Below are 24,763 nucleotides of genomic sequence, written 5' to 3' on the forward strand. Positions count from 1 at the left end.
CCTCCCGACCCTCGCTCCCGTCGATCCGCCGACTCCCCCTGGCAGGTGTGCTGCGCCTGGCCAAGCCCTCCGACATCTGGTTCAAGCCCGCGTCGAGCGTGGTCGTCGCCACCGCGATACCGAATCTGACGCTCCTCGCGCTCGGCCGCCTCGACCTCGTGATGTACACGATGGCCGGATCGTTCTGCGCCCTCTACGCGCACAACCTCCCTTACGCCGCCCGCGCCCGTGCCCTCGCCGGAGTCGTCGCCGGCATGCTCGCGAGCGTCGGCATCGCCATGGTCACCGCCTCGCTCACCTCGTCACCGGCCGTCCTGGTGGCCGTCGGCGCGCTGCTCGCCGCCGCCCAGAAGACGCTCTGCGACGCGACCCGCACCGGCCCGCCCGGCCACCTCATCTTCACGTTCATCAGCTCGGCCACCCTCTTCGCGCCGCAGCACCTGGGGCAGGTTCCCGGCCACCTCGCGCTGACCCTCGCCGCGGGCGCCGTGGCCTGGCTGGTGGGCATGGCCCCCGCCCTGCTGCGCCCGCACGGCCCCGAGCGCCGGGCCACCGCACGGGCCCTGCACGCCGCCGCCGCGTACGCCGAAGCGGCGGGACCCGGCAGGTCAGCAGGCCCCGGCAGGTCAGCAGTACCCGGCAGGTCAGCAGGCCCCGGCAGGTCAGCAGTACCCGGCAGGTCAGCAGGCCCCGGCAGCTCGGCAGGCCCCGCCAGGGAGCGCGCCCGCGCGGCTGCCGCCGCCGCGATCCACGCGGCCTGGCAGTCGCTGCTCGTCACCGGCGCCCCCACGCGCCCGCGCCGCGCCCTCGAACTCCTGGTCATCCAGGCCGAGGAGGCCCTGGCGGCGCCCTCGGCGGCCGACCCCGCACGACTGCGCTCCTGGGCAACCGGACTGCGCGGCACCGGAGCCGTCCCGCACCCCGACCACGTACAACCCGAGGCGGAAGCCGAACTGCACGGCCCAGAGGCCGAGTTGGCGGCGGCGGAGTCCGCGAAGAGTCCGCTGTGGCGGCGGCTCGCGCCCGGATCGCCGCTGCTGCCCATCGCGTTGCGTACCGCCATCGGCTGCGCGCTCGCCGGGTACGCGTCCCTGGCCCTCGGCATCGGGCGCCCCTACTGGGCGCTCGTCACCGCCGCCTCGCTCTACCAGGCCAACGTCACGCTCACCTGGAACAGGGGAGTTCAGCGCGTGGTCGGCAACCTCATCGGCGTGCTCGCCTTCGCCGCGATCGTGCCGGTGGCCCACCTCGGGCACGCCGCGCTCATCGTCTGCTGTCTCGCGCTCGCCTTCGGCGCGGAGGCGCTGATCACCCGCAACTACTGGCTGGGCAGCGTGTGCGTGACGCCGATGGCCCTCCTGGTGACGGAGTTCGTACGCTTCCAGGAGCCCGGCGGTCTGATCCTCGACCGGATCGTCGACACGCTGGTCGGCGCGCTCCTCGGCGTCGTCGCGGCGATCGTGGTCACCAACCGCCGCGCCGCCGACCACATCGAGCTGGCCATCGACGCCACGGACCGCGCCCGCGCCCACGCCGAACGGACCCTCGCCGCCCCGTCGCCCACGCCCGGCGCCCTGCGGCAGGACCGCCGCCGCCTCACCGCGGCCCTGGTCGAGCTCCGCATGGCCGACGACGCGGCCGCGGGCGAATGGTGGCAGCGCGCCCTGCCGCGGCAGCGGGTGCTCGTCGCGGAGCAGGCCGGACACCGTACGCTCGCGGCAGCGTCGTCGGCCGTGCGCGGCACGGGAAGCGGCGCCGAGAGCGTAGGAGCGGGCCGGCCGTGAGGGCCGGGGCGAGAAGGAACGGCGAGGGTACGGGAGCATGACGAACGGGAGCGGTCCTGGCGCGGCGGGCGACACCGTCGCCGCAGTGGTGCGGCAGTGGCAGGCGGTGCGGCCGGACATCGACACAGGGCCGATGGAGGTGATCGGCCGCATCAACCGCTGCGCGGCCCTCCTTCAGCAGGCCGAGGACGCGCCCCTGCGCCGGGCGGGCCTGAACCGCCCCGAGTTCGATCTCCTGGGCGCCCTGCGCCGCACCGGCCACGAGCTGACCCCCGGCGAACTCGCCCGGGAGACCTTCTCCTCGGGGGCCGCCGTCACCAAGCGCCTCAAACAGCTCCAGGAGCGCGGCCTGGTCGACCGGCGCGTCGACAGCCGGGACCGCAGGGTCTCGCATGTCCGCCTGACCGATGAGGGAAGGGACCTGGTCGACGCGATCCTGCCCGAACAGCTCGCGTACGAGACGGTGGTCCTGGGCGGTCTTGACGCGGACGGGCAGGGTCGACTCAGCGCACTCCTGGGTGAGTTGCTCTCCCAGCTCGAGGGGCGGCTCGGCCTGTCGCCGGGGCCGCGGGGGTAGCGGCGCTACGGGGCGTCGTCCAGCGATGCCGCGAGCAACTCCCGTGTCTCCGGCTCCACATGTTCGGCGTAGTACTCGTGCAGCGCCGTCCGGCCCAGGCGCGCGGCGAGGGGGCCGTCGCCCGCCGCGATGGCCGCGAGGACCTCGCGGTGATGGGCGATGGAGCGTTCCATCCAGGCCGCCGTGTCCGACACGCCCGCGATCTTCTTCTCGATGACCTCGACCACCGCCTCGTGCACGGCACGCGCGCACAGGCCGAGCAGCGAGTTGCCGCTCGCCTCGGCGATCGCCCGGTGGAAGAGCGCGTCGGCCTCGCTGAACGCGTGCAGGGACGCCGGGCCACCGCTGAGTGCCTCCATGCGGGCGATCTGCTCGCGCATCCGCGTCAGATCCGCCTCGCCGTGCAGCCGCGCCGCGAGGCGGTTGCTCTCGGCGTCGAGCACCATGCGGAACTGCACCAGTTCGCCGAGGGTCGCCACACTGGAACGGGTGAGCCGGCCGAGGGCCTGACTGAGGTTGTCGGGAGAGACACCGAGGACCTCCGCGCCGAGCGGATCGCCGGGGCGCGAGCGGATCAGGCCCGCCGACTGCAGGACGCGCAGCGCCTCACGGACCGTGGAACGGCCGACGCCGAACCGGTTGACCAGCTCGCGCTCGGCCGGCAGCCGGGAGCCCGGCGGCAGATCGCCGGCGAGAATCCGCTCCTCTATCTGCTCGGCCACCCGCTGATAGGCGCGGACCGGTGTGACCGTCTTGAACAGGTCGGTGTCGTCGGCGGCCATCGGCCCGCCCCCTCCGCGGTACGTGATGTCGGCGCGGAAAACCAAGATCCGATGGTTGACCCGGCCCTGAACGTGGAGGCAGAGTACGGGAACTCAACTGGTCTGACCAGTCGACTGGCCTAGTGGTCAGCTGACTTGGAGGTTCCATGCATGCCAGCTCAAGCACCCCTCTCGCCACGCCCGCCGTCGATGCCGAGGCCGCCGTCGCCTTCACCCAGGACCTGGTCCGGCTGCGCACCGTCAACGCGACAGGAGCCACCGAGGTCGAGCGGCCCGCCGCCGAACTCGTCGCCCGGCTCTTCGACACGTTCGGCTGGACGTACGACGTGGTGGAGGTCGCGCCGGGGCGGCCCAACACCGTCGCCGTCATCGAGGGCGGGGGCGGCGAAGGACCGACCCTGATGTTCGAGGGGCACATCGACGTCGTCACGGAGGGCGATCCGGCGGACTGGAGCGTCGATCCCTACGGCGCGGAGATCCGCGACGGCAAGCTCTGGGGGCGCGGCTCGGCCGACATGAAATCCGGTGTCGCCGCGATGATTTACGGCGTACGGGCCCTGCAGCTCGCCGGGCCCTTCCCCGGCCGGATCGTCATCGGCGTGCTGTGCGACGAGGAAGGCCTGATGCTCGGCGCGAAGGCGTTCGCCGCCACGCCCCTGGCGCGCGAGGTGGACGGAGTCATCGTCTGTGAGCCGGAGGGGTACGAGGTGTGCACATCGGCCCGCGGCGGCATCCGGCTCCGCCTCGACCTGGACGGGGTGATGGCCCACGGCGCCATGCCGCAGGAGGCGAAGAGCCCCGTCGTGGCCGGAGCGCGGATCGTCGAGACGCTCGCCCGCGTCCAGACCTGGGCCGAGGAACGCTACGGCACCCACCCGCACGCGGGCAGCGTGACCGTCACCCCGACCGTCCTGCGCGGCGGCGACCCGGACCAGCTCAACGTGATCCCCGCGCACGGCATCGTAGGCATCGACGTGCGCACCATCCCCGGCACCGGCCACACCGAACTCATCGAGTGCGTAAGGAAGTTCGCTGAGGATGCGGCCGCCGGGGTCGGGGTGGGTGTCGAGCTGACCGTCGTCGACGACCGGCCCGCGATCGAGCTCCCCGAGGACCATCCCGTGGTCACCGCACTGGTCGAAGGGCACCGCCAAGTGCACGGCGCCGCACCGCCCTTCGGAGCCGTGCCCGGCACGACGGACGGCACCATCCTCACCCGCGACGCGGGTCTGCCGACGGTCGTCTACGGACCGGGCGGCAAGTGGATCGCCCACCAGAAGGACGAGTTCGTGGAGGTGCGGGAGATCGCCGAGTACACCCGGGTGTACGCCGCCGCTGCCCGCGCCTTCCTGACCGGAGGCGCACGATGACCGGAGGCGCACGATGACCGGAGGCACACGATGACCCGGAGGCACACGATGACTCGCCCCGCCGGACTGCCCGTCGGCGACGGCTGGGCGGCCGCACCCGAGCGCCGGGCCGTGCGCTTCCCGTACGACGGCAGCGAGATCGGCACGGCTCCCGTAGGCGACGCGGAGCTCGCGGCGCGGGCGGTCGAGCACGCCGCCGCGATCAGCGGACGCGTCGGGAGGCTGACCGCGGGCGTGCGGCGGCAGGTGCTCGCCGGGGTCGCCGACGCGCTGGCCGACGCGGCGCCGGAACTGGTCGACCTGCTCGTCCTGGAGACCGGCAAACCACTGGTCGACTGCCGGGTCGAGATGGCGCGGGCCGTGGCGACCTGGCAGTCGGCGGCGGACGAGGTGGCCCAACTGCACGGCGAGACCGTGCCGTTGGACCTCCAGGCGTCCGGGGAAGGCCTGTTCGGCTTCTGGACCCGGCGGCCGTCGGCGTCGTCGTCGGCATCGCGGGCTTCAACTATCCGGTCCTGCTCGCCTCCCACAAGATCGCCCCGGCGCTCGCGGCGGGCTGCCCGGTGATCGTCAAACCGGCGCCCGCGACACCGCTCGCCACCCTGCGGCTCGTCCATCTCGTACGCGAGCGGCTCATCGCGGCGGGCGCGCCGGCCGGGGCGGTGCAACTGGTCACCGGGGACACGGAGGTCGGCCGCACCCTCACCACGCACCCGGAGGTCGCCGCCGTCTCCTTCACCGGCTCGGCGGCCGTCGGCCACCTCATCGCGCGGGACGCCGCGCCCCGCAAGGTGGTCCTCGAACTCGGCTCCAACGCCGCGCTCGTCGTGGCCGCCGACGCCGATCTCGACGCCGCCGCCGACGCGGTGGTACGGGGCGGCTTCTACGCATCGGGGCAGGCCTGCATCTCCGTACAGCGCGTGATCGTCGTCGACGCGGTCGCCGGGGAGTTCGAGAAAAAGCTGGCGCGGCTCCTCCCCGAGGTGGCCGTCGGCGACCCGCGTGAGCCCGGCACCCGCGTCTCGGCACTCATCGACGAGGCGGCGACGGAGCGGGTGCTCGACTGGGTCGGGCGGGCGCGTGCGGCGGGAGCGCGCCTCGTGGCCGGAGGGGAGCGCGCCAGGGACGGCCGGTGCGTCGCCCCGACCCTGCTCGCCGACGTACCCGACGGCGAACCCGCCTGGGACGAGGAGATCTTCGGCCCGGTCGTCTGTCTGCGCACGGTGCCGGACCTGGACACCGCGTACGACGTGGTCAACGCGAGCCGCTACGGCCTGCACGCCGCCGTGTACACCCGCGACCTGCGGTCCGCACTGCGGGCGGTGGAGGCCCTGGAGGTCGGCGGCGTCGTGGTGAACGAAGTCCCCGGCTACCGCAGCGACATCGCCCCCTACGGCGGCGTCAAGGACTCGGGAATCGGCCGCGAGGGCCCCCGGTTCGCGATCGAGGAACTGACGGTGACGCGGATGGCGGTCATCCGGGCCTGAGCGGTCTTGTCGAATTGCGGGTGCGGTCCCGTGCCCCGTAAGGGGCGCGGGGAACTGCGCGATCAGCCACATACGGCCCGCGGAATCGTCATCGGTCTTCCAGCGGAGCGCTCAGCCCCGCTCCAAGAGAGGTGGTACCACCATGGACTACGGCAATCTGTTCCGGTGCGACGGGCGCCGCATCGCGGTCGTCGGCGGCGCGAGCGGCATCGGCCGCGAGGCCGCCCGCGCCCTTGTCGCCCAGGGCGCGCACGTCGTCGTCGCCGACCGGGATGAGGCGGGGGCCGCACAGACGGCCGCGCTCGCCGCGGACGGCGCTTCGGCCGGTGAGCGTCCCGGCACGGCCGCCCCGTACGCCCTCGACGTCCTCGACCCCGAGGCCGTGCGCGCCGCCGTCGACGCGTGGGGGCCGCTCGACGGGCTCGTCGTCACCGTCGGGGCCAATGTCCGCAAACGCATCGCCGATTACACCCTTGACGAGTTCGACCGGGTCGTCGCGCTGAACCTGCGCTCCTACCTCACGCTCATCCAGGCCGTGGCCCCCGGCATGGCCGAGCGCGGCCGGGGGAGCGTGGTCGGGTTCGCCTCGATGCGGGCCTTCCAGGTGGAGCCGGGGCAGGGTGCGTACGCCGCGTCGAAGGCGGGGCTGATCCAGCTGCTGCGGACCGCCGCAGCAGAATGGGGGCCGCAGGGCGTGCGGTTCAACGCTGTCGCGCCCGGCGTCGTCCGTACCCCGCTCACCGATCAGATCGCCGCCGACCCCGCATGGTTCGATGCCTACACCCAGGCCTCCGCGCTCAAGCGCTGGGCCCGCGCCGACGAGCTCGCCGGTGCCGTTGCCTATCTCGTGTCGGACGCGTCGACCTTCGTCACCGGCAGTGTGCTGACGGTGGATGGCGGCTGGACGGCGGTCGACGGGCGTTTCGACCCGTCGGTGTGAGCTTGGTGCCGTCGTTTGCGTTGCCGACGTGCTGCCGTCCCCTCCGCGTGACCTCTCCCCCCGCACCTCCTCAAGGAGTCCCCTCATGCCTCCGACAGCCGAAGACAGCGGCGAGCAGGGGCCACCGGCCTCCGCCCCCTCGCCCCTGGACGGCCTCCCCAGCGTGCGCGGCGTGGCCCGTCCCTCCCTGTGGCTGCTGCTCGTCCCCGTCCTGCTCTACGGCTCAGCCCCGTTCGTCGCCAACCGCATCGAGCCCCGGATCCTCGGCGTCCCCTTCCTCCTCGCCTGGGTCATCGCCGCCACGGTGATCAGCCCGCTCGTCATCTGGCTCGCCGCCCGCCTCGACCCCGCCTACCGCACGGGCGCCGTCGAACCCATCCCCGCCGACGATCCTGAAGGAGGCCGCCGATGAACGGGTCCGCGGCGGTCGCGACGACCGTGTTCGGGATCGCCATGGCCGCCACCGTCCTGATCGGCGTGTGGAGCGCCCGAGGCCGGTCCAAGGGGCTCGCCGAGTGGTCGGTCTCGAGCCGTGGCCTCGGGGTGCTCTTCATCTGGCTGCTGATGGCGGGCGAGACGTACACCAGTTTCTCTTTTCTGGGGACTGCCGGCTGGTCGTACTCCTTCGGTGCGCCGATCCTCTACCTGGTCGCGTATCTGACGGTCGGCTTCGCCGTCGCGTACGTCGTGGGCCCCGCGCTGTGGACGTACGCGACCCGGCACGGCCTCATCTCGATCGCGGACATCGCCGAATTCCGGTTCCGCTCGCGCCCGGTGGGGATTCTCGTCGCCGTCGTCGCGACCGTCTTCATCGTCCCGTACATCCAGGTGCAGATTCAGGGCATGGGCGTCGTGGTGAACGCGATGACGTACGGCAGTGTCGATCTGAAGGTCGCGGCCGTCATCTCTTTCGTGGTGGCCGAGGTCTTCATCCTCGTGTCGGGGCTGCGCGGTTCGGCGTGGTTGAGCGTGCTCAAGGACATGCTGGTGATCGTCGCCGTCGTGTTCCTCGCCGTGTACATCCCGATGCACTACCTCGGCGGGTTCGGTGACTTCATGCAGCGCATGGTGAGCGAGAAGCCCGAGTGGCTGACGTTTCCGGGGCATGAGTCCGGCGGGCGTGACGGCGTGTGGTTCCTGAGCACTGTGGTGCTCAACGCCGTGACGATCACCATCTTCCCGACCACGGTTGCCGGTTACCTCAGCGCGAAGAGCCCCAACGCGCTGCGCCGCAACGCGCTGCTGCTGCCCTGGTACCAACTGCTCCTGTTCGTACCGATGGTGGTCGGTGCCACGGCGTTGTTCGTGATGCCGACCCTCGGCAATCCCGACTTGGCCCTTTTCAGCCTGGTGACTGACTCGCTGCCCTCGCCTGTCGTCGCGCTCATCGGCGTCGCGGGTGCGCTGTCGGCGATCGTGCCGATGAGTGTCTTCATGCTCTCGATCGGTACGTTGTGGGGGCGCACCGTCCTGGGAGGCGGCAACGGAGCGGATCCGCGGGCCCGTCGTCGTGCCCTCGGGAAGTCCGGGGACGCCAGTGACCTACGGGCCAAGCGACTCTCCCAACTGGTCTGCGTCATCGCCGGGTTGATCGCCCTCGCGGGCAGCCTCTGCTACCCGAACACTCTCGTGGAGCTGTCGGTGCTGTCGTACGAGGGGCTCGCGCAGCTCGTGCCGGTGGTGCTTCTTGCCTTGTTCTGGCGGCGATTGACGGCGCGGGCTGCGGTCGCGGGGATGCTGGCTGGTCTCGCGGTGATGACGGTGCTGTGGGCCACCGAGAACGACCCGTACCTCGGGGTGAACGGCGGCATCATCGCGCTCGCCGCCAATCTCGCTGTGCTGCTCGGGGTCGTGTGGCTGGCGCCGGGGGCGGGGCCGAGTGAAGGGGCCGCCGGTTCTTCTGTGCCGGGGCTTTGATCGCGGCCACGAAACGGGGCTCACGGGGCACCACTACTTTGGGAAAGTTGTGTTCTGGCAGGGGAGTGAGGGGCGGATGACGGAGTACGAGGTCCCGGGGCTTGTTGAACCCGTGGAGATCGTGATCGATCAGTGGGGCGTGCCTCATCTGTACGCCGCCTCGCAGGACGATCTGTTCCTCGCCCAGGGCTTCAACGCCGCCCGGGACCGGCTCTTCCAGCTCGACCTGTGGCGACGGCGCGGACTCGGGGTGCTCGCCGAGGTGTTGGGTGATGCGTACGTCGAACACGACCGGGCGGCACGGCTGTTCCTCTACCGGGGCGACATGGCTGAGGAGTGGCGTGCCTATGGTGACGACACGGAGCGGGTGACTGCTGCGTTCGTGCGCGGCATCAATGCCTATGTGGCGCTGTGTCGCGAGGATGGTCTTCATCTTCCGCCGGAATGCGCCGAGTTGGGGTACGTCCCGGCCTACTGGGAGCCGTCCGACGTGGCCCGCATCCGCAGTCACGGGCTCCAGTGCAACCTCCGCGACGAGGTCGCCCGTGCCCTCACCCTGCGTGACCACGGGCCCGCCGCCGAGGAGCTGCGCCGTCGGCGTGAGCCCGCGCCGCATCAGCTGCGCGTCCCCGAGGGGCTGGATCTGTCCGTCATTCCGGACGACGTCCTGCGTGTGTACGAGATGGCCACCACGCCCCCTTGGGCGGCGGACGCTGCGCCTCGGCAGGGACTGGACGGCTCCAACAACTGGGTCATCGCTCCGTCCCGCACCGCCACCGGGCGCCCGTTGCTCGCCAACGATCCGCACCGTGCCGTCACCCTGCCCGCCCTGCGCTATCTGGCGCATCTCTCCGCGCCGGGCATCGACGTCATCGGGGCGGGCGAACCGGCCCTGCCCGGCATCTCCATCGGCCATAACGGGCATATCGCGTTCGGTCTGACGATCTTTCCGATCGATCAGGAGGATCTGTACGTCTACCGCACCGACCCCGCCGACCCGCACGCCTACTGGTATCAGGGGCGGTGGGAGGCGATGACTCGGGTCACGGAGGAGATTCCGGTGCGGGGCGGTGCCCCCGTCGCCGCCGATCTGTGGTTCACACGTCACGGTCCGGTCATTCGTGAACTCCCCGACAAGAACGCCGCGTTCGCGGTGCGTGCCGCCTGGCTCGGGCCGGGTATGGCCCCTTATCTGGGCAGCATGGACTACATGCGGGCGGCGAGCCCGGACGCGTTCGTCGCGGCCATGCGTCGCTGGGGCGCGCCCGGTGAGAATCAGGTCTATGCCTCTCCTGACGGCACCATCGGCTGGCGCCCCGCCGGGCGCGTCCCCGTCCGCCGGGGCTGGGACGGCACCCTGCCGGTTCCGGGCGACGGTCGTTACGAGTGGGACGGCTTCCTGGATGTCGAGGAGCTGCCTTCGGAGCGCGACCCGGAGGAGGGTTGGTTCGCCACCGCCAACCAGCTGAATCTGCCGCCCGATTACCCGAACGACGAGAAGACGGTGACGTACGACTGGTACGCCGCCACCCGCCACGATCGCATCAGTGAGGAGCTCGGTGCGCGCACCGGATGGACCGTCGAGGAGTGCGTTCGGCTGCAGACCGACTATGTGAGTCTGCCCGCGCGGCGCGTCCAGCGGCTGCTGGGAGGATGGGAGAGTGGCGATCCCGCGGTGGCCGCCGGTCTTGGTCTGCTGCGTGACTGGGATGCGCGGCTCACCGTCGAGTCACCGGCTGCCGCCCTCTTCGAGGTCTGGTACCGGCGTCACCTTCGGCCCGCCCTCCTGGAGCGGGCGCTCGAGGGAGAGGGAATCGTGGGGGAGGAGCGGCGGCAGCTGGCCCTTGCGCGGGTGCTGCCCGTGGAGGATGCCGCCGCTGACCCCCGAGTCGACCTGGAACTCCTGGAAAGCGACCCGGATCCCGCCCTACTGCTCCGCACGCTCGCCGATGCCGTCGGTGAGCTCGGGCGGCTGCTCGGACCCGACCCCGGCGGGTGGGCCTGGGGTGCGCTGCACCAGGCCCATCCGCGGCATCCCATCGCCGCCCTGCTCGAAGGGCCCGCCCCGGACTGGGCCTCCGTGGGGCCCGTCCCTCGCGGTGGCAGCGGGGACACCGTCGGGGCCACCGCCTACGGTCCTGGATTCCGGCAGATCGCCGGGGCCACCTTCCGGATCGTCGTCGATGTCGGCTCCTGGGACGACTCCGTGGCCATGAACTCGCCTGGGCAGTCCGGAGTTCCGGGCGACCCGCACTACGACGATCTGTTCGAGGAGTGGGCCGCCGACGGCTCCTTCCCGCTGCTGTACTCCCGTGCCGCGGTGGAGAAGGGGGCGCGGCGGACCATCACCCTGCGGCCGTCCGCCGCGCCCCTGTCTGCGGTGGAGTCTCAGCCCGCCGACCCGAACGGCACGTAATCCATCTCGTACCCGAAATAGCGCGGCCCTGTCAGCGCAAGGCCGCCCGGAGTGGTCCAGCGCGGGTCACACTGGGCCGCCACGACGCTGACCCGCAGGCCGTAGCGCAGGCCCTCCGTGGTGATCGGATCGCCCGTTCCGCTGTCCAGGACGCAGATCAGGTCCGGTGTGGTCGTCACTGTCACGCCGTCGCGGACGGCTACCAAGTGCTCGTTCTGGAAGGCTAGTTCGAGCACCCGGCCGGTGTCGGTACCGCTGCCCTCGATGCGTGCGCGGCCCCGCGCGAAGCCCCGCTCCGTGCGTCGGCCCACGTCAACCACCTTGCCCGTCAGGAGCTCCCTGCCGCCGAGCACCTTCCGCGCCGCCGCCACCGGACCGGTGTGCGCGGCCCGCGCCGTCCGCACCGCCGCGCCGAGCCGCTCGGCGAGCGTGAGCGTCGCCGGGACCAGACCGGCGGCGAGCTGATCGCCGCGCAGCACCGTGTCCGCGCACGCGATCTGGCAGCCGAGCTCCACGCACACCGCGCGCCCGATCCGCTCGGCCGTGTGGTTGTCCACCGCCTCGACGATGACCGTGTTGCCCTTGTCGTCGGCGAGCGCCATAGGGGAGTTGGTGACCCCGATCAGGCCCGGCAGCACCATCTGCGCCTCGGGGAACGCCCGCCCCATCGCGTCCCCGTCCACGATCGGCAGACCGGACCGCGCGGCGCAGGCGATCGGCAGCATCGAGTTGACCCCGCCGATCTCGATCGGCGCGATGTGGGTCGCGGGGCGGCCTATGTGTCGCTCCAGGGCCCGTAACGCCACCAGTTCCTCCTTGCCGTTCGGTACTCGTTCGAGGAGGACGGTCGGTGCGCCCATCCCGGAGACCGGGACGACTGTCGCGTCGGCGGGCACCTCGTCGATGGAGACGACCCGTACCGGACCGTGCGCCCGGATCGCCTCGCGGGCGAGCAGCTTGCCGATGTACGGGTCGCCGCCCCCGCCCGTGCCGAGGATGCCCGCGCCGCGCGCGATGTCGTCGAGGTTGTCGAGGGTGATCTCACGCATGCGCCCTCGCCCCGACTCCGCGCGCCGGTCCCCGGACCGCCGCCCCGGTGATCCGCGCCGGATCGAGATCGCCGACCGCCTTGACCCGGATGCGTGTCGCGCCGCCGGGCAGATAGGCGAGCGGCACCTCCTCGATGTCGACGACGCGTACGCTGCCGGGGCGCGCCCCGGCGTCCCGCGCCCGCCCCACTGCCTCGTCGCGGGCCCCGGCGAGTACCGCATCGCGCCGCCCCTCGGGGACTTGATAGACCCGGTCGACCTCCCCGCCGACCTGGGTGATCGCCGCGCCCACCGCGTTGGCCACGTCGAAGTGGCGCGGCCGGCGCACATCGGCGAAGCCGGGCAGCGCGTCGGGGACCAGGACGGAGCCGCCCCCGACGGCCACGACCGGCAGCGCGGCGGCCGAGGTCCGCATCCGGTCGACGCTCTCGGCCAGGCGCCCGGCGATGCGGTCAAGGGCGCGTGCGGTGAACTCCCGCCGCAGATCGACCACTTGGCTGCGGTCGCCGACTTCCGCGAGACCCGCTGCGACCGCGAGATCCGTCGCCGTCAGTGTCGTACCGCCGAAGACGAGGGCCTCCTCGGTGAGCCGGTGGCCGACCGACCGCGGCCCGGTCTCCCCGTCGGGCGAGACGAGCGAGCCGCCGCCGATGCCGAGCGAGAGGACGTCGGGGGCACGGAAGTTGGTGCGGATCCCCGCGGCCCGGCTCTCGCCCGCCGCCTCGCGCGGAAAGCCCCCGCTGAGGATGCCGACATCGGCCGTGGTGCCGCCCACGTCGACGACCGCGCAGTCGCCGAGCCCGGAGAGGAAGGCCGCGCCCCGCATCGAGTTGGTCGGCCCTGACGCGAACGTCGCCACCGGACAGGCGCGCGCGAAGCCGACGTCCATCAGCGTCCCGTCGTTCTGCGAGAGGAAGAACGGCGCGGTGACCGACACCTCCGCGAGCGCCTTGCCGAGGGACTCGACGATGACGACCGCGAGGTCCCGCAGCGCCGCGTTGATGATCGTGGCGTTCTCGCGGGCGAGGAGTCCGACCCGGCCCAGCTCGTGCGAGAGCGAGAAGTGCGTGCCCACGGCCAGCTCGGCGCGCAGGATCTCGGCCGCGCGCCGCTCGTCCTCCTCGGCGGCCGGCGAGAACACCGACGAGACGGCCACGGAGGTGAGCTCGCGCGCCGCGATGTCCGCCGCGGCCCGCTTCAGTTCCTCCGGGTCGAGCGGCGAAAGCGGCCGTCCGTCGAACTCCCGTCCGCCGTGGCAGAGATAGGCGTGCCCGCCGACGGCGGCCCGCTGCCGCTCGGGCCAGTCCGTCATGGGCGGAAGGGCGGCCGTGGCGGGCAGACCCAGGCGAACGGCGGCCACGGGCGCGAGGCGGGTGCCCTCGACGAGCGCGTTGAGGAACTGGGTGGTGCCGATCATGACCGCCGTGACGGACTCGACGGGCGGATCCAGGGCCCGCAAGGCGGCGGTGACCCCGGAGGTGATGTCGGACGTGGTGGGCGACTTCGCGGTGGCGAGCACGCGGTCGTCGTCCCCGAGGAGTGCGGCGTCGGTGTTGGTCCCCCCGACGTCGATGCCGATACGCATGATGGTGGAGTCCTTCGTGTGAGGGCAGTTGACGCGTAGTACGGACGTGACGCTCGCCGTGATCAACCAGCCGGCGCGACGCGCCTTCGGGCGGCGGCATCTACCCTCGGACGTCGACCGCCGTCATCCGGAGCCCCGTACGTCCCCGTCGTACGGGCAGCACGAAGCCGGGAGCGGCGCTACCCCACCACTCGTAGTCGCCGCTCACTCATCCGGCCAGAGCAGAGCCGGTCGTCTACGAGAAGCGGGGCTTCTCCGGGGCCATCGACCGCCTGGTGCCCTCCGCCGCGAGCCGCGCGTCGATCTGCTCCTTCGGGAGATAGGCGTCGGTGTGCTCGAAGTCCTTGAGCGTGGCGGGGCGTTGGGCCTGGAATCCGGTGCGTACGTAGTCGTCGCCCGCGACCGCGTTCAGGCCCCAGTTCGCGGCCGTGCGGAAGCGCGCGGTGAGGGTGCGCAGGGCGCCCAGGTGGTAGCCGCGCGCCACGATCTGCGCGGGCAGGCCCGTCAACTGCACGCCCAGCGGCTTCGACACGGCCTGGATGCCGCCGAGGTCGACGACCAGACCCATGTCCTTGTGCCGGTAGTCGGTCAGCGGGTCGCCGTGCAGCGCGGCGGTGATGTTCTTCGCGGCGGCCCATCCCTGCCGCATGGCGTGCTGCGCGGTCGGCGGGCAGATCGCGTCGCCGCCCTTGGCGAGGTCCGGCACGGCCGCCGCGTCGCCGAGCGCGAACACCCCGTCCAGGCCGGGCACCGTCAGATCCGGGCGCACCACCAGGCGGCCCCGGTCGGTCTCGGCGCCCAGCGTGGCGATGAGCGGGCTCGGCGCGACACCCGCCGTCCAGATCAGCGTGCGGCACGGCAGCACGCGCCCGTCGGTGAGCGTGACGGAGTCCTCGGTCGCCTTGGCCACCGAGACCCCGAGGGACACGTCCACGCCGCGCCGCCGCAGGATGGCGAGCGCCTTCTCGCCGAGCCGGTCGCCCAGTTCGGGCATCAACTTCGGTGCGACGTCCACCAGATGCCACTTGATCAGCGACGCGTCGAGCCCCGGATACCGCTTCACGGCGGCACTGGTGAGCCGCTGCAGACAGGCCGCCGTCTCCGTCCCCGCGTATCCGCCGCCGACGACCACGAACTGCAGCCGTGACGCGCGCTCCGCCCGGTCCGATGTCGTCGCCGCCAGGTCGAGCTGCGCGATCACGTGGTCGCGGATCCACGCGGCCTCGGCGAGCGTCTTGACGCCCACGGCGTGCGTGCCGACACCGGGGATGTCGAACTGCCGCGTCACACTGCCCGGCGTGAGCACCAGGTAGTCGTAACGCTCCACGATCTCCTCGCCGTTGATCTTCCGTACGATCACGGCCTTCGCGTGCGGGTCCACGCCGATCGCCCCGCCCGGCACGATCACCGTGCGCCGCAGCATCCGGCGCAGCGGCACCGCCACCGACTGCGGCGTGAGCACGCCCGCCGCGACATGCGGAAGCAGCGGCAGGTACAGCTGACTGTCCTGCGGGCTGATGAGCCGCAGCTGGGCGTCGCTCGCCTTGAGCGTCCGCTCCAGCTTGTGCGCGCACTCCATACCGGCGAATCCACCGCCGACGATCAGAATCCGGGGAGGTTGCATACGAGATCTCTCCAGGGGTGTGGGCTCAGGACGGCGTCGGCACCGTCGGGCGGCGACATACGGGTCTCCTCGGAGAGGCGTCCGATTCATCCTCCGCCGGGGCGCCCGGCGCCGCATGTTGTCAGTGGGCCCGATCTTCATCATGGAACCGCAGTTGAGGTGTTGAATCCTCCCCCAGCTGAAGCAGGGGGATAGCAGCAGCGCCCCCTGCAGCCCCTGCGCGAGCAGCTCACCGAGCCGCCGCACGGCATCCTCCGGCCCGGCGGCGGAGCCCACGGCTCCTTGCCCTGTGGAAAGTGGAAGTACAACGACCCCTTGGGGGCACCGCTCTCCGCGAGCACCTGATTGAGCCCCGTGGCGCCGTACCCCTGCCGCTGGAACAGCTCGGCCGCCGTGCGCAGGATCCGGGCGCGGGTCTCACCGCGTGTTCTTGTCACGAAGAGCACACTGGCCCGACTGGTCCATAGAGGCAATGATCCATAGAGACAGTGCGGAGTGCGAAGGCGTCTCAGATCCCCGGCCGGAAGCGCATCGGGTGATCGCCCGGGACCTCGACGACGACGATCCTGACGCCGTCCGGATCCACCATCCACATCTCGATCAGACCCCAGGGCTCCTTCAGGGGCGGCCGTGTCACCTCCACGCCGCGCTCCACGAGTTCGGCGTGGGCCGCCCGCGCGTCCGGCACCTGGAGCCACAGCTGGAGGCCGGGGGACGGCGGGCTCTCGGAGCGGCCGGAGACTTCGAGGAAGCCGCCGCCCAGGAAGTAGACCGTGCCGCGCTCGGGTCCCGTGCCGAACTCGCGGTAGACGGCGAGGCCCAGCGCCTCGCCGTAGAAGGTCCGCGAGCGCTCGGGGTCGGTGGGGTGGAGAAGGATCCTGCTGCTCAGTACGTGCACCATGCGGCCGCACCTTAGCGGCGGGTTACCCTCGGCGGTGAGCAGCCCGCGCCGCGCCCAGAGCCGCGTCAGAGAACGGAGAACCCGCCCCATGGACACCGCCCCGCGCCCCACGACCAGCGACCTCACCTTCCGGGACGCCACCGACGCGGACGTCGACGCGCTCGTCGCGCTCATCGAATCGGCGTACCGCGGTGACACCAGCCGGACCGGATGGACCACCGAGGCGGACATCCTCCAGGGACAGCGGACCGACCCGCAGGGCGTCGTCGACGTCATCAAGTCGCCCACGAGCAAGCTGCTCACGGTGGAGCGCGACGGCCGGGTCGTCGCCTGCTGCCAGCTCGAACACCGCGGTGCGCACGCCTACTTCGGGATGTTCGCGGTGAGCCCGGCGCTCCAGGGCGCGGGCCTCGGCAAGGTGATCATCGCCGAGGCCGAGCGGACCGTGCGCGAGGCGTGGGGCGCCCGTGAGATGCACATGACCGTGATCTCCGTACGCGACGACCTCATCGCCTGGTACGAGCGGCGCGGCTACCGCCGTACGGGAGAGATGACCCCCTTCCCGTACGGCGATGAGCGCTTCGGCATTCCGCAGCGCGACGACCTGCAGTTCGAGCTGCTGGTCAAGCCGTTGGACTGAGAGTCAGGCCGTGAAGCGGCCCGTCCGCTTGATCTCCGGGTAGTCCGTCGTCGCGCCGTCCAGTTGCAGCGCGCGCACCAGGCGCAGATCGTCCTGGGTGTTCACGACCCAGCCGATGATCCGCAGGTCGGCCTTCTTGGCCCGCTCGACGATCTCGAGCGTCAGGCGCCGGATGTTCAGTACGAGGGTGGTGGCGCCGACCGCCGTGGCGCGCTCCGCGATGTCGGTGCCGTAGCGGCTGGCGACGAGCGCGGTGCGGACGCCGGGGACCAGGCGCGCGATCTCGGCGATCGCCTCGTCGTGGAAGGAGATCACCTCCACCCGCGACACCAGATCGCGGCGGTGCATGACCTCGGCGAGGGCGCGCGCGGCCGCCACGTCCTTGATCTCGGCCTGCAGCGGGGCCTTCACGGCGTCCAGGACCTCTTCGAAGACGGGGATGCGCTCGCCGCGGCCGGCGTCGAGCTCCCGCAGCTCGGCCAGGGTCTTCTCGGCGATCGGTCCCTTGCCGTCGGTCGTACGGGCCACGTCGGCGTCGTGCATGACGACGAGGGCGCCGTCCTTGCTCAGATGCAGATCGAGCTCGATGAGATCGAGGCCCGCGGCTTGCGCGGCGATGAAGGAGCGGAGGGTGTTCTCGGGTTCGACACCCATGACCCCGCGATGACCGATGGTGAGGAAGTTCAAGGTTCACTCGCTTCCGTCGACGGCGGCTCGGCGACCGCGGGGCTGAGGACGGAGGAAAGCCACGCGGCAAGGTCGCAGCCTAATGGCCCGCCTCCGCGATGGAACCGCCCGTACGCGGCCGGCCCGAAGAATCGGAGTCGTCGGCTCTGCTTCCCATGATGCCGAGGATGAGGCCGGTGATGACGGCGGCGACAAGGACTGCGCGGGTGCTCACAGGTGCACTGCTCCGTACGGCGGGGTCGGCTGACCCGCCCCGTCCTACCGGCCCGGGGCCCGTCGCCGCGACCCGCTTCACCCGTGGGTGGGCGAGTCCTCCAGGGGTTGACCGGAGGGGGCGGAGAGGCCGGCGAGGTCGTCGAGCATCGCCTCCGCCAGGCCGATCTCCGACTCGAGGCGCCGCGCGCTCCAGCGCAGCGCGATCTGCGGATGCGACCACGACTCGACGCCCTCGGCGCGGGCGAGCGCCTTGCGCACCTGCGCCAGCTCGCCCCTCGTACGGGCGATGTGTTCGCTCACCCGTGCCCGCAGCTCGTCCGGGTCGGCGAGATGCCCGAGCCAGACCCTCAGGAGCAGCGGATGCTTGAGCACCGGCGGCCCCACGTCCGCGGCGCCGCCCGCCCACTCGGCGAGCGCGGCACGGCCCGCCCCGGTGATGGCGTAGGTGCGCTTGGCGCGCGGTTCCTCGGGTCCCGAGCGCCGCGACGTGGCGTAGCCCAGGCCTTCGAGGCGGCGCAGCTCGGCGTAGATCTGACTGATGGCGGGCGACCAGTAGAAGAAGCGGAGCGAGGCGTCCGCCCACTTCTTGAGCTCGTAGCCGGTGCGCTCGCCGGGGAAGGAGAGCAGGCCCAGCACGGCCCACGCGGTCGGCGGCAGCTCATCGGGCCGCTGGGACGGGGTGGAACGAGGGGCGGAACGGGGGGCTGCCATATGACTGATTGAAGTGAACGCGGGGTCGTCGGCGCAAGACATGTGCGGTGCGGACGGCGCGCGAGGGTAGGAGAGAGGCATGAACGATCTACCGGGGCGGCGCGTCCGCAGGCTGCTCAGCGCCACCGACCGCTTCGCGTTCCATCATGTGGCCGCCCGCTCCTGGCCGGCCGCGGAGCCGGTGCTGCCCCGGCTGAGCCGGAGCGCCGACCACGGGCTGCTGTGGTGCGGCATCGCCGCCGGGATGTGGGCGTTCGGCGGCGCGCGGGGCAGGCGGGCGGCGGTGCGCGGCATCACCTCGCTGGCGCTCGCCTCGGTCACGGTCAACACGCTGGGCAAGCGCGCGGTGCGCCGCGACCGGCCGCTCCTCGACGCGGTGCCGGTGATACGGCACCTGGCCCGGCAGCCCGTCACCAGCTCCTTCCCGTCCGGGCACGCGGCATCGGCGACGGCCTTCGCCACCGGCGTCGCGCTGGAGTCGCGGCCCCTGGGCGCGGCTGTGGCGCCGGTCGCCTGGTCGGTGGCGTTCTCCCGCGTCTACACCGGCGTGCACTACCCCGGCGACGTCCTGGTCGGCGCGGCCCTCGGCGCGGGCGCCGCCTACGCCGTGCGCGGCCTTGTGCCGTCCCGCGCGCAGCTGCCGCCGCCCGCACGGCCCCGGACGGACGCGCCCGCGCTGCCGGACGGCGAGGGTCTGGTGGTCGTGGTCAACCCGTCGTCCGGCGCCCAGCCCCAACTCGTCGATCCCGTACGTCAGTTGAAGAGCGCCCTGCCGCGCGCCGAAGTGGTGCGGTACGAGGACGAGGCCGGACCGCTCGTCAAGGTGATCGAGGAGGCCGCCAGGGACGCGGCCCGGCGCGGCGGCGTGCTCGGTGTGTGCGGGGGCGACGGCACGGTGAACGCCGCCGTCGCACCGGCGCTGCGGTACGGGGTGCCGCTGATGGTGCTGCCCGGCGGGACGTTCAACCACTTCGCCGTGGACCTGGGCGTCGACTCCGTCGCGGACGCCTGCGCGGCCGTCGCCGACGGCAGCGCGGTCCGGGCCGACGTCGGCCGGATCAGGCCGCAGGCAGGTGCGGGACCCGAAGACGGGACGTACCCCGACCCGGTGTACTTCCTCAACACGTTCAGCCTCGGCGCCTACCCCGATCTCGTACGCATTAGAGAGCACTGGTCACCGAGGATCGGAGGCCCGCCCGCGACCCTGCTCGGCGTCGCCCGGATCGTGCGCACGGGCCGCCCGCTGCGCGCGATGGTCAACGGACGGCGCCGCTCCCTGTGGCTGCTCTTCGCGGGCAACGGCGCCTACCGCAGCGCCGGAATCGCCCCGGTGCGCCGGCACGACCTCGCCGACGGCCTCCTCGACGTCCGTGTCGCGCACGGCGGGCACTTCGCGCGCAGCCGTCTGCTGGTCGCCGCGCTGGCCGGACAGTTGGCGCGGACCCGGGTGTACGCGTCCGCGCGGCCCCGGAGCCTGGCCGTCTCCGGCCTGCCGGCCGGCACGCCGATGGCGTACGACGGCGAAGTCGCCCCCGCTCCCACGGCGCTGCTCCTCGACAAACTCCCCGAGGCGCTCACCGTGTACCGGCCGACGCCAGGCTGACGCGGCGCGGCCGTTACGCCATGCGGCGCAGTCGGCGTGCGGGCTCGGCCCGCCGCCGTTGTGCTGTCGGGCATGGGCTACGACATAGACGGCCCGCGTGAAGCGGGCAGCACACGACGTGACGTACTGAGCGTCGCCGCGGTCGTTCTGGCCGGCGGCGCCCTCACGGTGGCGGGACCCGCGCCGCACGCCGCCGCGGAGTCCGACGGTGGCTGCGGCGTCGGCTACGACGAGGAGTTCGAGGCGGCCCTGGCCGAGGCGGACGAGGCGATCCCGGAGACCCGCGCCCTCGCCCCGCAGGGCCCACCCGGAAGATTCGGCCTGCCGCTGCGCAGACGGTTCCGGGTCACCGCCCGCTACGGCGTGCGCGGCAACTGGATCGCCGGGCACCACACCGGCATCGACCTGGCCGTCCCCTCCGGAACCCCGGTGCACGCCGTCGGCGCGGGCACCGTGGTCCTGGCGCGCTGGTCGGGGGCGTACGGCAAGGCGGTGACGGTGCGTCTGCTGGACGGCCACTACGCGGTGTACGCGCATCTCTCCCGCATCGCGGTCCGCCAAGGGGCTCGCATCGGCACCGGCGACCGGCTTGGCAGCAGCGGCGCCACCGGCCGCGCCACCGGACCGCACCTCCACCTGGAGATCCGGGCCCGGCGCGGATACGGCTCGGACGTCAACCCGGTCACCTATCTGGCGAGACGGGGCGCCCGGCTGCTGTGAGGGCGGGGTCGTCCAGGGGCCCGGTGACTGTGGAGTTACTGTCGAGTAAGGTCTGCCTCCCGTCACCGCCCCTCGAGGAGGCCGTATGTCGCTCGTCCCACGTTCCCCTTTGCTCCTGGCCGGTCTGCTGGCCGGGGCCGGAGTCGCTCACTTCGCCGCCCCGAAGCCGTTCGACGCGACGATTCCGCGCGCCCTGCCCGGATCGCCGCGGGCCTGGACGTACGCGAGCGGCGCGGTCGAGCTGGCGCTCGCGGCCGGAGTGGCGCTGCCCCGCACCCGGCGCACCGCGGCGCTGGCCACGGCGGCCTTCTTCGTCGGGGTGTTCCCCGCCAACGTCCAGATGGCGGCCGACTGGCGCAGCCGCCCCGCCCCGCTCAGGGCCGCCGCACTCGGCAGGCTCCCGCTCCAGGTCCCGCTGGTGCTGTGGGCCAGGAACGTGGCGGGGGCGGCGCGGGGCGACGGAGCGGCCTGACGGGGTCGGGCCGCCCGGTCCGAACCAGAGGTCCTACCGCCGTGCTCGGCGCCGGTGTGGCGCTTTCCGTGCGGGTGGCTGCCAACTCGCTGTCAGGGCAGGTACGTTCGGCTCGACCTGCCGGACGACGTGGCCGCCTACCCGAGCCGGCTCGCGCGGAGTGTCCAGGCTTCGCTCGCGACGCTGCGGGCCGCCGATCCCGACGCCCCGAACTGGACCCACGGCGCCGACGCCTGGCCGGCGGCCACGGCGTTTTGACCCCGCAGGGCTCCTGAGTCCTAGCGCACGCCGACCCGGCCCGCGACTGGGGCGGAGGTCGCCGTGGTGTGGGCCAGGTGCGCGGTGCGGGTGGCGACGTCGACCGTGTAGACGTCCGTGGTCATGGCCTGTTCGGAGACCTTCAGGATCATGAAGCCCACGTCGGAGAAGTTCTGCCAGGCGGCAGGGTGGTCGAAGTGGGCTTTGCCGTCACCGGACTTGGCCGCCGCCCCGCAGACGATCTGGCGGGTGCCCGCGGTGCGGGTCGTGGGCTCCAGGACCTGGAGGGTGTGGTCGTGCCCGGACAGAATCAGATCGGCCCGGCCGCACACCACCTGCTCGTACAGCTCCTTGAGGTGGATACCGCTCGTGTAGTTCCCGATGACGAAGCCGTCGTACGAACCGGCGCTGCCGTGCTTGCCGTTGTTGAGGTACGGGTGGTGGCCGAGGACCACCTTCCAGCGGGCGCGGGATGCGGCGAGCGCGGCGTCCAGCCACTGCCGCTGGGCGCGCATGTAGGGGCCGTCCCACTTGTAGTGGGAGGAGGTCTGGGCGACCGTCGAGGCGACGGGGTTGGTGTCGAGGGCGAAGAACTCCACCACCGGGTCGCCCCGGCCGTCGGAGGTCGGCAGCGTGACGTTGTAGTAGCGGCTCGGCATGTACCAGCGCGGTGAGGACGCCGCGTACGAGACCTCGCGGTCGCCGCGCGAGGGGTCGCCGCCGCTGCCCGGGATGAGGCCCGAGCAGTCGTGGTTGCCGAGCACCATCAGCCACGGCACGTCGATGCCGGTGTTGGGCGTCTCGAACTTGTCCCGGAACTCGGAGTCGTGGTCGGACTCGGGCCCGTTCTCGTAGATGTTGTCGCCCAGGCCGACGGCCAGCGAGACCCCCTCGTCACGGCACACCCGCCGGGCGGCCTCGGTCACGGCAAGCTGCTCATCGCCACCGGTCCCGGAGTCTCCCGTCACCAGGACGGCGAACTCCCCCTTCCTGTCCGGCTGGTCGGGGAAGGGGAACTTCGCGACGCCCTGCGCCGCAGTGCCGTTCGCCGTGGCGCTCTGCGCGCCGAACGGCAGCACGGCCAGCGCGGCTCCGGCGGCTGCACCGCCGAGGAGCGTGCGGCGGTGCAGCGTGAGGGCCTGCGGCCCCCACTTCTCGGCCAGGTCCCGGGCGAGCGGCGGGTCGGCGCGCAGCCACTGCTTCTCGGTCAAGTCGGCCCGGGGCGGTATCAGTTCGTCATCGCACATCAGAGCGTTCTCCCATATCTGGGCGTCCAGCGGAAGACGATCAAGCGAATTGCTGGTGGCGGTGTCCGGCTTCGGGGCTTTGGTACGCCGCCGCGGTTCATTGGTACGCCGGCCGCGGTCCGCAACCGCATGATGCAGAATCATCGGCCTGAGCCGGAGCCGGCCTGGATACAACATGCTGGATGGGGTCTTGATGATTGATGTGATCGTGGTCGGGGGCGGACCGACCGGCTTGATGCTGGCCTGTGAGCTGCGGTTGCACGACGTGCACGTGGTCGTACTGGAGAAACTGGACAAGCAGACCGAGCAGTCCCGCGGGCAGGGCCTGCACGCGCGCAGCGTCGAGGTGATGGACCAGCGCGGTCTGCTCGACCGGTTCCTCGCGGTCAGCGAGAAGTTCCAGGTCGGTGGCCTCTTCGGCGGCATCATGAAGCCGTGGCCCGACCGCCTCGACACGGCCCACCCGTTCGGCGTCGCCACCCCGCAGCCGGAGACCGAGCGGCTGCTCAACAAGCGTGCGCTCGAACTCGGTGTCGACATGCGGCGCGGCTGCGAAGTGGTCGGGTTGAGCCAGTCCGCGGACGGGGACGCGGACGGGGACGCGGACGGGGCCGGGGTGAGCGTCGAGCTCGCGGACGGCACACGGTTGCGCTCGCGCTACCTCGTCGGATCCGACGGCGGCCGCAGCACGGTGCGCAAGCTGATCGGCGTCGACTTCCCCGGCGAGGCGGCCACGGTCGAGACGCTGCTCGCCGAAATGGAGGTGACCGAGGACGCGGAGACGATCGCCGCCGCCGTCAAGGAGGTCAACAAGACCCAGCTGCGGTTCGGCATCACCCCCGCCGTGAACGGTCTTTGCCGCATTGTCGTGCCCGCCGACGGGGTCCTCGAGGACCGTGCGACCGAGCCGACCCTCGAGGACTTCAAGAAGCAGCTGCGGGCGTACGCGGGCACCGACTTCGGCGTGCACTCGCCGCGTTGGATGTCCCGGTTCGGCGATGCCACCCGGCAGGCCGAGCGCTACCGGGTCGGCCGGGTGTTCCTCGCCGGCGACTCGGCGCACATCCACCCGCCGACCGGCGGCCAGGGGCTCAACCTCGGCGTGCAGGACGCGTTCAACCTCGGCTGGAAACTTGCCGCCGCGGTCAACGGCTGGGCGCCGGACGGGCTGTTGGACAGTTACGAGACCGAACGGCACCCGGTGGCCGCCCGGGTCATCGACAACACCCGCGCGCAGATCACGCTGCTCGGGACCGATCCGGGTCCGACCGCGCTGCGGGAGCTGTTCGCGAAGCTGATGGACTTCGAGGAGGTGAACCGGTACGTCACCGGGATGATCACCGCGGTCGACGTCCGCTACGACTTCGGCGAGGGCCATGACCTGCTGGGCGGGCGGATGCGGGACATGGAACTGAAGCGGGGCCGTCTGTACGAGCAGATGCACGACGGCCGCGGGCTGCTCCTCGACCAGACCGGCCGCCTGTCGGTCGAGGGCTGGGCCGACCGGGTCGACCACATCGTCGACGTCAGCGAGGAACTGGACGCACCGGCCGTGCTGTTGCGGCCTGACGGGCACGTGGCGTGGGTCGGCGAGGACCAGCAGGAGCTGCTCGGCCACCTGCCGAAGTGGTTCGGAGCCGCGGCCGCCTGAGCGAACGCATGAAGGGTGTGGCGGCTTCCCCTGCCACACCCTGCCGGGCGGCGGTCCGTTGCGCAGAAGCCCTTGCCACTTCGGCACCTGACGACTAGTCATATGGCTAATCGAAACATGGGTTCC

24 protein-coding genes are annotated in these 24,763 nt (G+C 72.1%); 14 read left to right on the plus strand and 10 right to left on the minus strand.

Annotated features, from left to right (window positions below; all coding sequences use genetic code 11):
- The first annotated feature begins 47 nt into the window (after positions 1–47).
- Together E2651_RS15095 and E2651_RS15100 are read left to right on the plus strand one after the other, a co-directional pair.
- Positions 48–1,784 (plus strand): FUSC family protein, encoded by a 1,737-nt coding sequence (locus E2651_RS15095; RefSeq protein WP_135331639.1) that lies wholly within the window; start codon positions 48–50, stop codon positions 1,782–1,784.
- 37 nt (positions 1,785–1,821) lie between these two features.
- Positions 1,822–2,361, plus strand: coding sequence for a MarR family transcriptional regulator (locus tag E2651_RS15100; protein WP_135331640.1), 540 nt, complete (start codon positions 1,822–1,824; stop codon positions 2,359–2,361).
- A 5-nt stretch (positions 2,362–2,366) separates the two neighbouring features.
- On the opposite strand, the gene E2651_RS15105 is transcribed toward E2651_RS15100, so the two are convergent.
- Positions 2,367–3,143 carry a FadR/GntR family transcriptional regulator gene (locus E2651_RS15105; protein WP_135331641.1) on the minus strand — a complete coding sequence of 259 codons (777 nt, stop codon included), beginning with the start codon at positions 3,141–3,143 and terminating at the stop codon, positions 2,367–2,369.
- 146 nt (positions 3,144–3,289) lie between these two features.
- Between E2651_RS15105 and E2651_RS15110 the strand changes: the two genes are divergently transcribed.
- The 7 genes from E2651_RS15110 (at position 3,290) to E2651_RS15135 (ending at position 11,273) form a co-directional block, all read left to right on the plus strand.
- Entirely contained in the window at positions 3,290–4,513 is a 1,224-nt protein-coding gene (locus tag E2651_RS15110) for a M20 family metallopeptidase (protein WP_135331642.1), read from the plus strand.
- A gap of 48 nt (positions 4,514–4,561) precedes the next feature.
- Positions 4,562–5,080 (plus strand): aldehyde dehydrogenase family protein, encoded by a 519-nt coding sequence (locus E2651_RS45930; protein WP_280922793.1) that lies wholly within the window; start codon positions 4,562–4,564, stop codon positions 5,078–5,080.
- The gene (locus E2651_RS15115) at positions 5,029–6,000 is read left to right on the plus strand and encodes an aldehyde dehydrogenase family protein (RefSeq protein WP_280922795.1); all 972 of its coding nucleotides are present in this window, start codon (positions 5,029–5,031) and stop codon (positions 5,998–6,000) included. The genes E2651_RS45930 and E2651_RS15115 overlap by 52 nt, the downstream gene beginning before the upstream one ends.
- A 142-nt stretch (positions 6,001–6,142) precedes the next feature.
- On the plus strand, positions 6,143–6,940 hold the full coding sequence (locus E2651_RS15120) for an SDR family oxidoreductase (protein ID WP_135331643.1): 798 nt from the start codon (positions 6,143–6,145) through the stop codon (positions 6,938–6,940).
- Between the two features lie 85 nt (positions 6,941–7,025).
- Entirely contained in the window at positions 7,026–7,352 is a 327-nt protein-coding gene (locus E2651_RS15125) for a DUF3311 domain-containing protein (protein ID WP_135331644.1), read from the plus strand.
- Entirely contained in the window at positions 7,349–8,857 is a 1,509-nt protein-coding gene (locus tag E2651_RS15130; protein ID WP_135331645.1) for a sodium:solute symporter family protein, read from the plus strand. Before E2651_RS15125 ends, E2651_RS15130 begins: the two co-directional genes overlap by 4 nt.
- A 76-nt stretch (positions 8,858–8,933) precedes the next feature.
- On the plus strand, positions 8,934–11,273 hold the full coding sequence (locus tag E2651_RS15135) for a penicillin acylase family protein (protein WP_135331646.1): 2,340 nt from the start codon (positions 8,934–8,936) through the stop codon (positions 11,271–11,273).
- On the opposite strand, the gene E2651_RS15140 is transcribed toward E2651_RS15135, so the two are convergent.
- The 5 genes from E2651_RS15140 to E2651_RS15160 all read right to left on the minus strand — a co-directional run bounded on the left by E2651_RS15140 (position 11,246) and on the right by E2651_RS15160 (position 16,432).
- A complete protein-coding gene (locus tag E2651_RS15140) occupies positions 11,246–12,322 on the minus strand; it encodes a DUF917 domain-containing protein (protein WP_135331647.1) in 1,077 nt (358 codons plus the stop codon). The two genes, E2651_RS15135 and E2651_RS15140, sit on opposite strands and share 28 nt — an antisense overlap.
- Positions 12,315–13,907 carry a hydantoinase/oxoprolinase family protein gene (locus E2651_RS15145; protein ID WP_135331648.1) on the minus strand — a complete coding sequence of 531 codons (1,593 nt, stop codon included), beginning with the start codon at positions 13,905–13,907 and terminating at the stop codon, positions 12,315–12,317. The genes E2651_RS15140 and E2651_RS15145 overlap by 8 nt, the downstream gene beginning before the upstream one ends.
- A gap of 235 nt (positions 13,908–14,142) precedes the next feature.
- A complete protein-coding gene (locus E2651_RS15150) occupies positions 14,143–15,531 on the minus strand; it encodes an NAD(P)/FAD-dependent oxidoreductase (RefSeq protein ID WP_135331649.1) in 1,389 nt (462 codons plus the stop codon).
- A gap of 140 nt (positions 15,532–15,671) precedes the next feature.
- Complete coding sequence (locus tag E2651_RS45935; RefSeq protein WP_348541635.1) at positions 15,672–16,124, minus strand: TetR/AcrR family transcriptional regulator; 453 nt, start codon at positions 16,122–16,124, stop codon at positions 15,672–15,674.
- Positions 16,040–16,432: a VOC family protein gene (locus tag E2651_RS15160; protein WP_135331651.1), complete on the minus strand. Its 393-nt coding sequence runs from the start codon at positions 16,430–16,432 to the stop codon at positions 16,040–16,042. The genes E2651_RS45935 and E2651_RS15160 overlap by 85 nt, the downstream gene beginning before the upstream one ends.
- A gap of 88 nt (positions 16,433–16,520) precedes the next feature.
- Here E2651_RS15160 and E2651_RS15165 point away from each other — a divergent pair, with 88 nt between their 5' ends.
- On the plus strand, positions 16,521–17,072 hold the full coding sequence (locus tag E2651_RS15165) for a GNAT family N-acetyltransferase (RefSeq protein ID WP_135331652.1): 552 nt from the start codon (positions 16,521–16,523) through the stop codon (positions 17,070–17,072).
- A gap of 3 nt (positions 17,073–17,075) precedes the next feature.
- Here the strand turns inward: E2651_RS15165 and E2651_RS15170 are convergent, their stop codons facing one another.
- The 3 genes from E2651_RS15170 to E2651_RS15175 all read right to left on the minus strand — a co-directional run bounded on the left by E2651_RS15170 (position 17,076) and on the right by E2651_RS15175 (position 18,686).
- Complete coding sequence (locus E2651_RS15170) at positions 17,076–17,759, minus strand: glycerophosphodiester phosphodiesterase family protein (protein WP_135331653.1); 684 nt, start codon at positions 17,757–17,759, stop codon at positions 17,076–17,078.
- Between the two features lie 79 nt (positions 17,760–17,838).
- Complete coding sequence (locus E2651_RS45940; protein ID WP_280922794.1) at positions 17,839–17,973, minus strand: hypothetical protein; 135 nt, start codon at positions 17,971–17,973, stop codon at positions 17,839–17,841.
- A gap of 77 nt (positions 17,974–18,050) precedes the next feature.
- The gene (locus tag E2651_RS15175; RefSeq protein WP_135331654.1) at positions 18,051–18,686 is read right to left on the minus strand and encodes a PadR family transcriptional regulator; all 636 of its coding nucleotides are present in this window, start codon (positions 18,684–18,686) and stop codon (positions 18,051–18,053) included.
- 79 nt (positions 18,687–18,765) lie between these two features.
- Between E2651_RS15175 and E2651_RS15180 the strand changes: the two genes are divergently transcribed.
- The 3 genes from E2651_RS15180 (at position 18,766) to E2651_RS15190 (ending at position 21,481) form a co-directional block, all read left to right on the plus strand.
- Positions 18,766–20,289, plus strand: a complete 1,524-nt coding sequence (locus E2651_RS15180) for a bifunctional phosphatase PAP2/diacylglycerol kinase family protein (RefSeq protein ID WP_135331655.1) — start codon at positions 18,766–18,768, stop codon at positions 20,287–20,289.
- Positions 20,290–20,361: 72 nt separating this feature from the next.
- Positions 20,362–21,009, plus strand: coding sequence for a M23 family metallopeptidase (locus tag E2651_RS15185; protein ID WP_135331656.1), 648 nt, complete (start codon positions 20,362–20,364; stop codon positions 21,007–21,009).
- A gap of 85 nt (positions 21,010–21,094) precedes the next feature.
- Entirely contained in the window at positions 21,095–21,481 is a 387-nt protein-coding gene (locus E2651_RS15190; protein WP_135331657.1) for a hypothetical protein, read from the plus strand.
- A gap of 278 nt (positions 21,482–21,759) precedes the next feature.
- On the opposite strand, the gene E2651_RS15195 is transcribed toward E2651_RS15190, so the two are convergent.
- On the minus strand, positions 21,760–22,986 hold the full coding sequence (locus E2651_RS15195) for a metallophosphoesterase (protein ID WP_135331658.1): 1,227 nt from the start codon (positions 22,984–22,986) through the stop codon (positions 21,760–21,762).
- A gap of 193 nt (positions 22,987–23,179) precedes the next feature.
- Between E2651_RS15195 and rox the strand changes: the two genes are divergently transcribed.
- On the plus strand, positions 23,180–24,637 hold the full coding sequence (gene rox, locus E2651_RS15200; protein ID WP_135331659.1) for a rifampin monooxygenase: 1,458 nt from the start codon (positions 23,180–23,182) through the stop codon (positions 24,635–24,637).
- The last annotated feature ends 126 nt before the right edge of the window (positions 24,638–24,763 follow it).

Origin of the sequence: Streptomyces sp. MZ04 (assembly GCF_004684775.1) — a bacterium.
In the GTDB taxonomy this organism is placed as follows: domain Bacteria; phylum Actinomycetota; class Actinomycetes; order Streptomycetales; family Streptomycetaceae; genus Streptomyces.